This is a genomic window from Rhodococcus sp. NPDC078407, assembly GCF_044542515.1.
GTDB lineage: Bacteria > Actinomycetota > Actinomycetes > Mycobacteriales > Mycobacteriaceae > Rhodococcoides.
In genome coordinates this window covers 113,179-123,961 of record NZ_JBITUQ010000005.1, presented here as the reverse complement: position 1 = coordinate 123,961, position 10,783 = coordinate 113,179, and the positions used below count along the sequence as shown (strand labels likewise).

Here is a 10,783-nt window from a genome sequence, read left to right as displayed (position 1 = left end):
CATCCATGGCCCACCACACCGTAAATCCGTCCGAACTGCCGACACCCAAGGGCTTTTCACACGGCACACTGGCCGGCAACACGCTCTACCTGGGCGGACAGACAGCCCTCGACAAGAACATGAACATCGTCCCGGGCGGGATAGTGGAGCAGTTCCGCCAGTCGTTCTCGAATGTTCTGACCACGTTGGCCGCAGCAGGTGGGCAGCCCGAGGACCTGGTCAACATCACGATCTTCCTGACCGACATTCCCGATTATCAGGCGCACGGTAGCGAAATCGGACGCGTGTGGCGCGAACTCGCCGGGCCGGTCTACCCGGCAATGGCCGGAATTGGCACCACTGGCCTGTGGCAAGCCGAGGCCTTGATCGAAATCACCGCTGTCGCAGTGATTCCCGAGGCTCGTCTGATCCGTCCGTAGGACCTGCGGTCACACTCGGTCGACGAAGGTGTGCGCCGGCTTCTCCAGCAGCGCTCGAAGATCCGCGAACAGCGCAGTGGCCCGCTCACCAGGCCAGGGTTGAGGAAGAAGGTGAGCGGGCAGACCCGGGTCGCGATACGGCAGCCGCCTCCAGGCAGTGAGTACGCGAATGTAGTCCGCGAACGCCTCCCCCGGATCCTGGGCGGGCGACGCCTCGTTCCACCTTTCGCGGAGTTCCTCGAACTGGGTGACGAACCGAGCGTAGGCGGCACCGAGCGCGTCGAGGTCCCACCATTGCGACACCCGCGTCGACAGATCCTCGGACCTCAGGCGCGCACCGACGAAAACGTCGGCGTACGCGTCGAGCCCGTCCGCCGCCAAGGCTGTCGCGCAGTCGTCGGCGAGGTGGGTCGGTGCGATCCACACTCCTGATGTGACGTTGGCGAATCCGAGACCCGCCAGCCGCGTTCGCAATGCGTGCCTGTTGCGGCGTTCGCTTTCGGGGACCGAAAAGACGACCATGGTCCAGTCTTCCTCGACTGCCGCCGGCCGGGCAAAGATCCGTCGGTCACCGATGGTCAGGATATCGCGGGCTACCGTCGAGAGCGCGTATCCCGCTGTGGTGCCACGCTTTTCGGCAACGAGAATTCCGCGCCGTTTGAGTCTCGACACCGCAGACCGAACGGCGGGCGCGTCCACCCCCACTGGCTCGAGAAGACGGATCAGGCTGCTGACACTGACCCATCCGCCGAACTCGCGCACGTAGAGCCCCACTACGGTGACGATCAGCGACCGTGGCGGTAGCGACCGATCGGTGAGTTCTGCTGCACCGTCGCCCGAGTCGGCATCACCCATCATGTCGGAGCCGTCGAAATCCACCACCAGACGATCCAACCACACGGTCATCGAACGACCTTGGTCCCCCGGTGCTCGCCCGCCGGACACGCAGGCGCTCCGAGCAGCGAGGACGTCGTCGTGCCGTTCGAACCAGTCGTCGACGCGGTCGACGAGCAACTCGACAACGTCTGTTCGGCACAGCTACGCGAGTGGGTCGACGCCATCAAGCGTCGCCGCCTCGTCGTAACTCACGGTCGCCACGGTCTCGGTGCCCTGACTACTCCGCACTGGTCCCGCGGACGGGCCGACGAACTCCACCGAAATCAGGCCCGGTGCATGGCCGACAAGGCCGACGGGACCGAATACGTCGAGCAATTCGAGTCCATCGAACATAACAATCGAGATTCTTCGCACGTCGGTCATCAGCCGTTTATGTCCCGACGTGTAGCAGCCTTTCCGCGAGACACCCGATTCCAAACCGCATCGCTGTCGACAGTGGCCGGATTCCCTGCGCGGTCGGAGCATCGATCGGTTCCTTTTCACCGCGGACCTCGTGTGCACGCCCCTTACGCTCGACATATACGCACCAGAATCCAGCGATCTGCTTGCGTCGCATGGCAAGCGTGAAGTTAACTAATTATGTCGGCTATCCGGCTACCGTCACTATTGGAGCATGCTGTGCGGCACAAGAGGCTGTAGTGGAACGAGAGGGTCTATGTACATGACATACACAGGAAGAACCACACCATGAATGAACCCTCGAAGAAGATCGACGTGCTGATCGGTCCCGACGTGTTCGCCGATGCCGGTACGGCCGAGGCCCTGATCGCACGAGCACTCGACGCGCGCGGACTCGGCGGCGGGATCACGGAGGCTCCGAGCGAGACGGATGAGGTCATCATCGTTCCTGGCGCGGGAAGGCCCTGCGATACAACAGGTTACGACAGTGTCGTCCGGGTAGATCTCGGACAATGCCCGCCCGACCGTAGTGATGGTATTCGTACCCATATCCGCGGACGTGGTCTCGACGGACTCCGGTTCGCTATCGACAGTGTATATTTCCATCGCTTCCACCCCGGAACCATCGTCGAGTACGGCGATCACCCTGACCAGCAGGCAGAACTGCGCACGCCGGAAGGTGATGGGCCGTTTCCTGTTGCGATGCTGCTGCACGGAGGCTATTGGCGTTCGCGGTGGGAGTTCGACTTGATGGATGCACTGGCGGTGGATCTGACCGCACGCGGTTTCGCAACGTGGAACGTCGAATATAGACGTCCGGACGCCCATGGATGGGAGGCGATGACCGCCGACGTTGCTGCCGCTCTCGCCGCCGTGGAAGCTGTGCCCGTTGACCTGGATCTGGGACGAATAGTCGTTATGGGCCACTCCGCCGGTGGACAACTCGCTCTGCACCTGGCGGCGCAGGCGGTCGATTCCCGAGTCGCACCAGCATTGGCTGTGAGCCTGGCTGGGGTGCTGGATTTGAAACTTGGGGACGAACGGTGGCTCGGCGAAGGGGCTGTATCAGCAGCCATTGGCGGAAGTTACACCGACATGCCTACCATCTACGACGAATCCTCGCCCATATCGCGTCTTCCACTTGGTATTCCACAGGTGGTGGCGTGCGCACTGTCGGACGATCCGAACCTGCTCGAGATCAGCCGCGCCTATTGCGCGGCCGCACTGACAGCGGCCGATCAGGTACAGGTGGTGGAGGGCGTAGGCGGACACTTCCATGTCATCGATCCAGATTCGCCAATCTGGCTGGATATTGTGTTGGCGATCGAGCATTTGCTGAGCTGAAGCCTTTGTGAGACAAGGGGTTGGGGGACTCCGGTGGGCGTCCCCCAATCCCTATGCAGAAAAGCCTGTTGGCACCGAGGTGGCAGCACGCAGGCGCGAGCGGCCCAGGGCCGATGACTTGCTCAGTACGGTCATCAGGGCGGTGCGGGGCAAGTTGGGGACGTTGTTCAATCGAGCGACTCGACACGAGAACCGTTGTGTGTGCTCGATGAGCGGTCGTTCGGTTGCCTCCCACTGCGCCAGTCCAGCAGTCAGAGAATCGTGCGTGTGGCTCACCGCGTGCGCAAGGCCGAACGCATTGGTCATTGCGCAGCCACCGCCTTGTCCGAGATAAGGCGGTTGCGCATGGGCTGCGTCACCGAGTATTGCCACCTTCCCCGATGACCAGGACCTGAGCTCGGTCTGCTCGAATTCGTCCCACCTGAGCTTTCCTTCCGTCGCCTCGATGAGTGGTCGTAGGTGAGGGAACGAACTGATCCACTGATGTCGGGGCAGCACCGGGCCTTGTGCTGACGTATCGTCCGTCGGGCAGACGAATGCGATGTAGACCTGAGTCGCGCTGCTTGGGGTGTAGAGCAGGAAGCGCTTGCCGGACATGTACTCGACGTAGTTGGCTTCGTCTGCATCCGGCACCAGTCCGGGTGCTCTGTCGATCAGTACCCGCGCGCAGCGCTGTCCGATGCTACGCCTACGGTTCAGTAGTCCGAGTCCGTCCCGCAGCCTGGAGTTGATTCCGTCTGCGACGACAACGAGATCCGCGGACTCCGTGCGTCCGGACTCGAACGTCACAGATCCCTCTGGCGTCACTGCGACAGCCGCAGATCCCGTTTCGAGCTTGACGCCGTAGGCACGGCAGGCGTCTACCAAGCCATTGATCAGGTTTTCGCGCAGTACGGTCAGTACCTTGACTCCGCCCGCGCCATTGACGGGAATCGACGCAAGAGTGGTGTTGTGGTTGTTGCGGGTTTCGATGGCTTGGCCGTAGTGGGCGCCATCGATAACCTGGTCATGGACACCCAGCCGGTCGAGGACGGCTAGCCCGTTACTCCAGAGGTAAATTCCCGAACCGAAGGCTCGTATCTCCGGATCCCGCTCGTGCAGAATGACAGACCAGCCTTGGCGCGCCAGAGCAGCCGCGGCGGTCAGTCCGCCGACCCCGCCGCCTATGACTTCGGCTCTACGTGGTTGCTGTTTCATTAATTCCCTTTCACAGCTCGAATAACGCAGGGTGACGTTCGACCGGGGCAAAAACCTGCCGAAAATTGCCGTGGCCGTTGAGGTCTCGCTGTGGGACTGCCTCACGCAACAGGTCGGACGCTACGCACCACCCTAATAGATAGCAAGCTATGTAATGTGGTTTTTACCTAAATTGGTATTCGCCCCCTCGGTACACTCGGTCCGTGTCAGAACTACTTGGAACCGAGCACGACCTCGACGAAGCATTCGGAGATGCGTGCAACGCGCTGTTCCTCGTGCTCAAGAGGGGCCGTGGCACCGTCGGCACCAGAGCGGACGGTGCGTCCTTGAGCGAGTCGCAGATCGCCATGCTCGAATCGGTCGCCAAGAACGGTCCTTTGGGCGTCAAAGCGATCGCCGACCTGGCCGGAGTTGCGCAACCGACTGTGTCCCGCATGCTCAACGCTCTCGAAAAGCAAGGTGTGGTCGTGCGCTCTCCCTCCCCGCAGGACGAGCGTGCCGTTCTTGTCGAGCTCACCGAATCAGGCCGGCAATTGTGGGAATCCAAACGCGCTCTGCTCCGGTACTTCCAGAGGGACGCACTCCTAAGGTTCGCCCCGGACCGCCGCGTGGAGGTAGTGGAGATGCTTCGCGAGTTGACGGCCATAATCGAAGACCAGATCGCCGAACGCTGACTTCCAGATGTAACATGACACCCTCTTGACGGTCGTCCATTTTGCAGTATAGCTTTCAGGCGTGGACTTCAGCTGCTGTGGAGCCTGAAGCGACGTAGCAACCACCTAGCACGTTCCCACGTGGGCGTCCCTGCCGGACGCATCGATTACTGCACACCGCTGCGAGGAAAGATCCTTGCGAGCCTTCGCCTTTCGATGCACTTCCTACAGAATTGGACTCCATAACATGCATAATCCCGTCGTGGGCTCCCGACCCACAGAACCGCATCTGGCAGGCACCAAAGCATGGGCCATGCTGACCCTGGTGACAGTCGGCTTCGTCATGATGACCATGAACTGGTTCAACATCTCCACCACCTTCGGAGACCTTGCTACCGAATTCGACGTCGGCATCCCCTCGCTTGCGCTGTTGATCTCGGCTTTCGTCGTCGGGTACGGCTTGATGCACGTCCCGGCCGGCTTTCTTGCTGCCAAGATCGGACTACGAACCGCCTTGGCTGCGGGACTCGTGCTGCAGGGGGTGACGGCAGCTGGATCTGGCCTTGCGCGCAATTACGAACAACTGCTTGCGCTGCGCATAGTCAGCGGCGTCGGTGCGTCCGTCTACGCGGGACTCGGCATCGCCGCAGTCAGCATCTGGTTCGTAGGCCGCGCGCATGCGTTGGCGCTGGGTCTGGTGTCCGCAGCATTCAGCCTCGGAGTTGCAATCGGCCTTTACACCTGGGCCGATCTCGTAGCCGCGACCGATTGGCGGACAGCGCTGATCATCGGCGGTGTCCTGTGCATCATTTCAGGTTTGGCGATTGCCGTGTTCTACCGGGTACCTGCTGGGTCTCGATCTCTACACGGAATCGCCTTGTCCGGCAGCGAGATTCGACAGATTCTCCAGAATCGAAACTTGTGGTTCTTCGGTCTAGCATTTTTCGGCGGCTACGGTGCGTACTTTGCTGCGTCACAGTTGATTTCCAGCTATGCCGTCGATGAGCGGGGTATCGACGTTGGTCAGGCCAACATCGCATCGCTGGTAGTCGGACTCGCAGGAATCCCCGGAAGCATCCTCACAGGCTGGCTGTCAGACCGTTTACGCCAGCGAACAACCTTCGTCATCGGACAGCTGCTGCTGATGTCAATTGGTTTGATGCTAGTTCCATTCATCGCTCCCTCGTGGCTGTGGGCCGCCGCCTTCTTGATCGGGTTCGGGTTCAACGGCTGCTTTGCAGTCTGGCAAACCGTTCCGGGAGAGGACGGCTCGATACCGCCACACCATATAGCGACGGCTGTAGGACTGATGCTCACGATCGCCGGCGTCGGTGGTTTCGTTGTGCCGTGGGCGTTCGGACTTCTCGTTCCAGCCCTGGGTTACACCACTGCCTGGGTGTGCCTCGCAGCGGTGAGTTCAGCGTGCGCCTGCATTGCCCTCGCCACGCCCCGTCGAGCCACACGACCGCTCGACACCCCACTGACTACCAGCGCCACTCTGTAATACATCGCCCCTCTGTAAAACATCACCACGAAAGGAATCCACACCATGAAGACTCTCACCGTCGACGGCTGGCCTATCGAATACACCGACTCCGGCACCGAGCACGAACGCACCCTGATCTTGCTCACCGGCTGGGCACAGGACCACAGATTGTTCAAGAACCTCGAGCCCATTCTTGCCCAGGAATTTCGCGTGCTCCGCGTGAACTTCAGAGGACACGACGGACTGTTGACCGACAATGGCGACTTCACTGCTTCGGACATGGCATCGGACGTCCTGGCCATCATCGAACACCTCTCCTTGACGGACGTTCGACTGGTATCGACTTCCCACGGTTGTTGGGTCAACGTCGACGTGCACGATCGGCTGGGAGATGCCAGCTTGGGCAAAACCGTCGTAATCGACTGGCTGATGGCTCCATTCGACGAATTCCATCGCCAGATCCGCGAAGGGCATCAGGAGGCTACGTACTACGCAGCCCGACGCAGCATGTTCGACGAGTGGACCGCATCGACGGACAACCTCGATGTGGTCGATCACGTCAACCGGGAAATGACCTGGTTCGGTGGTGAGATGTGGCGACGCGCCTGCCGGGAGATCGAGAAGGCCTACGCCACGTGGGGTGACCCGCTCAAACGAATGACACCGCTGTCCGAACGCCTCGACGTCCGGCACATCTACTCACAACCGCTTTCTTCCGAATACCGCGATTACCAGGAGGAGTTTGCCAGTCAGAACCCATGGTTCGACCCGCACCACATTCCGGGCCGAACTCACTTCCCGACGCTCGAGAACCCGGAGGCCGTAGCCGCAGCAATCACTGAGTTCTACCGCTGAACCGCAAGTGACCCCTGTCGCCCCGGTAGAGGGCCGCTAAGACGCCGACGCGTGTGTTGATCAAGACGGGGCACGAGAAACGGCGATGTCCTCTTTCGTGCACCGTTGTGGTGTGCGATACGCCGCGGCGAGGGCCCGAATGTCAGCGTCCGTTGCGATCCACAGCAGCCGGATCATCTCGTCGTAACTTTAGCCTTAGCCGTAGCGCCGGCGATCGTCGCTCCCCCGCTCCGGTTCCGGCAACAGGCCGATCTGATGGTAGTGGCGGATCGCTCGCGGCGTGGTGCCGAGGAAGGCGGCCGCACCCCCGATAGTGACGTGGCGCGGCGGGGTGAAGGACGAAAACATGTGCGGAGCCTTCCTCGGTGGGCGGGATACGTCCACTGCACCACATGGCGCTACGGAAGGTGCAACTCCGCACCCCCTGCACGTTCGATAGAGCACTATCCGGCGGAGACCTCAGTAACTTCGAAATACATTCTCTTGCAACAATTATCGAATCTCACGCGAAACGACATCCACGCGGCGGCGGACGTGGTCTACTTGGCGAGGCCGTCGGACACTCCGACGTCGGGGCCAGATAGTCGAGGAGTTCTACTGTGAGAGCGTCTGTCACCCGAACCGTCCTGGCTGCTGCTGCAGCGGTCCCGCTTTGCTTCCTGGCTGCGGCACCCGCCGGTGCCGCTCCCCAACCTGCCACTCTGGACGCCACCGGTGATGCGACGCAGATCGCGCTGCAATTCACACTTCGGTCGAGCGCGTACGAAAACGTGTTCTGTCAATACGACGTTCGTCCTGAGGGCGGTGGACCGTTGATCGCCAGCGCGGCAACTCCCCTCACCTTCGATGCGCCACCGGCCCCGATCATCGTCGGCCCCACCGATCCCGGCACCTACGCGGTGATGTGGGGCTGTTTCGGCGACGACGGCATCGTCTACGAGCAGATCGCCGGATCGCCCCAGGGTTCCCCCACATTGGTCACGGTCGGTGCGCCTGCCGGTCCGGGCTCCGGATCGGCAGGTTCGTCGAACGCCGGCCCGATGGGCTTGGACCGAATACTCGCAGGTCTTTTCGGCAACTGAGCGTCGGTGGCTTCGATACTCGATTTCGGCTACGAGAACGAACATCCTGCAACAGACGATCACCCGCATTCCTCAGGGATGCGGGTGATCGTTATACGCGGTCATCGAACGCCGGACGCAAACGAATACCATTGCAGACATGGCCAAATGGATAGTTCTCGCGATCGCGATCGTCGCCGAAGTAACGGCGTCCCTTTCGCTCGAGGCTGCCCTGACCGAGCCTGCTCTCTACATTGTTGTCGTGAGCGGCTTTTCGGCCGCGTTCCTCTGCCTTGGCTTCGTCCTCCGTCGCGGGATGGCACTGGGCGTCGCCTACGGGATCTGGGGTGCAGCCGGAGTCGCTGCGACAGCGGTCGCGTCCACATGGCTCTACGGTGACCCGTTCACACCGCTGATGACCGCAGGGATGATGTTGATCATCGCCGGGGTACTGGTTGTCGAACTCGGATCGCAGCGTGCAAAGTGGGCTCAGGAGTCCGTGGAGGCCGACTCATGACATGGGCATTTCTGGCAGCTGCGATCGCGATCGAGGTGGCCGCCACGCTATGTCTTCGCCTCGCCGCGTTGGGCCGGCGGCGGTTGTACCTAGTCGTGATACTCGGATATGCGGCCGCTTTCGTCTGCCTGTCGGGAGCCTTGGCGAGGGGCATGGCCATCGGTGTCGCGTACGGGATATGGACTGCCGTCGGAATTTGCCTGACCGCTGTGCTGAGCCGTCTTCTTTTCAGAGAGCCACTGACCAGACTCATGCTCGTCGGCATCGGGTTGATTGTCGGAGGAGTTCTCCTGATAGAAGCCGGATCGGCACACTAGAGCGACGTGCTGACCTGCTCGCACGCTATCCGCCCAGTCATGCAGGAGGTTTCACCTCGGACTGACTACGTCGAATGCGGTTGTTCCCGGTGGCGAACGGTCCGCTCCGTCACGAACAAGATGCGGACAGGCGTCAGGAAAACGGCGACGGTGTCAGTGTGTACTTGGTCTGCAGATACTCGTGGATGCCTTCGGCTCCACCTTCACGGCCCAGACCCGACATCTTCCACCCACCGAACGGTGCCGCGGCGTTGGACACCACACCCACGTTCAAGCCCATCATCCCGGTCTGCAGACGCTCGATCATGCGCTGGCCGCGCGCGAAATCTTCGGTGTAGACATACGACACCAACCCGTACTCGGTATCGTTCGCCAACGACACCGCCTCATCGTCGGTGTCGAACGTTGCGATCGCCAATACCGGACCGAATATCTCCTCACGCAAAATATCGCTACCCCGAGCCACACCGGTCAGCACCGTCGGCGCAAAGAAGGTCCCGGGCCGATCGATCGCTGCACCACCAGTGGTGACCGTCGCGCCGCGCTCCACGGCATCGGTCACCAACTCCTGCGCCTTCGCCACCGCCTTGCCATCGATCAGCGGACCGATCGTCACCCCGTCCTCGGTGCCACGCCCGATACCGAAAGCGTCGACTCGTTCGGTGACCCGACGTCCGAACTCCGCGGCGATCGAACTGTGCACGATGAAACGGTTCGCCGCCGTGCAGGCCTGACCGATGTTGCGGAACTTCGCCGCAATGGCCCCGTCGACGGCCTTGCCCAGATCGGCATCACCGAACACCACGAACGGAGCATTCCCACCGAGCTCCATCGACGTCCGGAGAACCCCGCCCGCGGCCTGACGCAACAACGCCTGACCGACGGGGGTCGAACCGGTGAACGAGAGCTTCCTCAACCTCGGATCAGCGATGATCGGCCCGGATACCGCCGACGACGACGAAGTCGTCACCACATTGACGACCCCGTCCGGCAGACCTGCCTCCTGCAAAACCTTCACCAGCAGCAACGTCGTCAACGGAGTCAGCGCAGCCGGCTTGACCACCACCGTGCAACCCGCCGCCAGCGCCGGAGCAATCTTGCGAGTTGCCATGGCCAGAGGGAAGTTCCACGGAGTGATGAGAAAGCACGGACCGACGGGATGCTGGGTGACGAACATCCGTCCGGTGTTCTCCGGATTCGCACCGTACCGACCCTGAACGCGGGTCGCCTCCTCACTGAACCAGCGCAAGAACTCGCCCCCGTACGCCACCTCTCCCCTGGCCTCGGCCAACGGTTTGCCCATCTCGATGGTCATCAAAAGCGCAAAGTCCTCCTTGCGTTCCTGCAGCAGATCGAAAGCCCGCCGCAGAATTTCCGCTCGCTCCCGCGCCGGCGTCGCCGCCCACGAATCGGCCGCGGCAACGGCAGCATCCAAGGCAGCCATCCCGTCCTCCGCGGTGGCGTCCGCGATCACACGAACAACCTCCCCCGTCGCCGGATCATGCACCGCCAGAGTTGTGTTCGACGACGCCGCGCGCCAGTGACCCCCAATGAACAACTCGTTCGGGACGGAGTCGAGGAGCTTCTTCTCGATATCGGTCATACCAATTCCTTGGGGTTGGAGGCCGTGTTACGCGG

General features: G+C 61.7%; 13 protein-coding genes. 8 read left to right on the top strand and 5 right to left on the bottom strand.

Annotated elements, in window-relative coordinates:
* Window positions 1-5: 5 nt before the first annotated feature.
* On the top strand, window positions 6-419 hold the full coding sequence (locus ACIGGF_RS07885; RefSeq protein ID WP_397520826.1) for a RidA family protein: 414 nt from the start codon (window positions 6-8) through the stop codon (window positions 417-419).
* Window positions 420-428: 9 nt separating this feature from the next.
* On the opposite strand, the gene ACIGGF_RS07880 is transcribed toward ACIGGF_RS07885, so the two are convergent.
* On the bottom strand, window positions 429-1,325 hold the full coding sequence (locus tag ACIGGF_RS07880; RefSeq protein ID WP_397520825.1) for a PaaX family transcriptional regulator C-terminal domain-containing protein: 897 nt from the start codon (window positions 1,323-1,325) through the stop codon (window positions 429-431).
* Between the two features lie 132 nt (window positions 1,326-1,457).
* On the bottom strand, window positions 1,458-1,649 hold the full coding sequence (locus tag ACIGGF_RS07875; RefSeq protein WP_397520824.1) for a hypothetical protein: 192 nt from the start codon (window positions 1,647-1,649) through the stop codon (window positions 1,458-1,460).
* Between the two features lie 354 nt (window positions 1,650-2,003).
* Here ACIGGF_RS07875 and ACIGGF_RS07870 point away from each other — a divergent pair, with 354 nt between their 5' ends.
* Window positions 2,004-3,059, top strand: a complete 1,056-nt coding sequence (locus tag ACIGGF_RS07870; RefSeq protein WP_397520823.1) for an alpha/beta hydrolase — start codon at window positions 2,004-2,006, stop codon at window positions 3,057-3,059.
* A 51-nt stretch (window positions 3,060-3,110) separates the two neighbouring features.
* On the opposite strand, the gene ACIGGF_RS07865 is transcribed toward ACIGGF_RS07870, so the two are convergent.
* On the bottom strand, window positions 3,111-4,256 hold the full coding sequence (locus ACIGGF_RS07865) for an FAD-dependent oxidoreductase (RefSeq protein ID WP_397520822.1): 1,146 nt from the start codon (window positions 4,254-4,256) through the stop codon (window positions 3,111-3,113).
* A gap of 203 nt (window positions 4,257-4,459) precedes the next feature.
* On the opposite strand from ACIGGF_RS07865, the gene ACIGGF_RS07860 reads away from it, so the two are divergent.
* The 3 genes from ACIGGF_RS07860 to ACIGGF_RS07850 all read left to right on the top strand — a co-directional run bounded on the left by ACIGGF_RS07860 (window position 4,460) and on the right by ACIGGF_RS07850 (window position 7,250).
* Window positions 4,460-4,930 carry a MarR family winged helix-turn-helix transcriptional regulator gene (locus ACIGGF_RS07860; RefSeq protein ID WP_397520821.1) on the top strand — a complete coding sequence of 157 codons (471 nt, stop codon included), beginning with the start codon at window positions 4,460-4,462 and terminating at the stop codon, window positions 4,928-4,930.
* A gap of 241 nt (window positions 4,931-5,171) precedes the next feature.
* Window positions 5,172-6,413: a nitrate/nitrite transporter gene (locus ACIGGF_RS07855; RefSeq protein ID WP_397520820.1), complete on the top strand. Its 1,242-nt coding sequence runs from the start codon at window positions 5,172-5,174 to the stop codon at window positions 6,411-6,413.
* 45 nt (window positions 6,414-6,458) lie between these two features.
* Window positions 6,459-7,250 carry an alpha/beta fold hydrolase gene (locus tag ACIGGF_RS07850; RefSeq protein WP_397520819.1) on the top strand — a complete coding sequence of 264 codons (792 nt, stop codon included), beginning with the start codon at window positions 6,459-6,461 and terminating at the stop codon, window positions 7,248-7,250.
* A 195-nt stretch (window positions 7,251-7,445) separates the two neighbouring features.
* Here the strand turns inward: ACIGGF_RS07850 and ACIGGF_RS07845 are convergent, their stop codons facing one another.
* Window positions 7,446-7,598 carry a MerR family DNA-binding transcriptional regulator gene (locus ACIGGF_RS07845; protein ID WP_397520818.1) on the bottom strand — a complete coding sequence of 51 codons (153 nt, stop codon included), beginning with the start codon at window positions 7,596-7,598 and terminating at the stop codon, window positions 7,446-7,448.
* Window positions 7,599-7,849: 251 nt separating this feature from the next.
* Here ACIGGF_RS07845 and ACIGGF_RS07840 point away from each other — a divergent pair, with 251 nt between their 5' ends.
* From ACIGGF_RS07840 to ACIGGF_RS07830, 3 genes are all read left to right on the top strand, one after another.
* Entirely contained in the window at window positions 7,850-8,332 is a 483-nt protein-coding gene (locus tag ACIGGF_RS07840) for a hypothetical protein (protein ID WP_397520817.1), read from the top strand.
* Window positions 8,333-8,471: 139 nt separating this feature from the next.
* Window positions 8,472-8,828 carry a DMT family transporter gene (locus ACIGGF_RS07835; protein WP_397520816.1) on the top strand — a complete coding sequence of 119 codons (357 nt, stop codon included), beginning with the start codon at window positions 8,472-8,474 and terminating at the stop codon, window positions 8,826-8,828.
* On the top strand, window positions 8,825-9,145 hold the full coding sequence (locus ACIGGF_RS07830) for a DMT family transporter (protein ID WP_397520815.1): 321 nt from the start codon (window positions 8,825-8,827) through the stop codon (window positions 9,143-9,145). Before ACIGGF_RS07835 ends, ACIGGF_RS07830 begins: the two co-directional genes overlap by 4 nt.
* A gap of 133 nt (window positions 9,146-9,278) precedes the next feature.
* Here ACIGGF_RS07830 and ACIGGF_RS07825 read toward each other — a convergent pair whose 3' ends face one another.
* Window positions 9,279-10,748: an NAD-dependent succinate-semialdehyde dehydrogenase gene (locus ACIGGF_RS07825; RefSeq protein ID WP_397520814.1), complete on the bottom strand. Its 1,470-nt coding sequence runs from the start codon at window positions 10,746-10,748 to the stop codon at window positions 9,279-9,281.
* Between the last annotated feature and the right edge of the window lie 35 nt (window positions 10,749-10,783).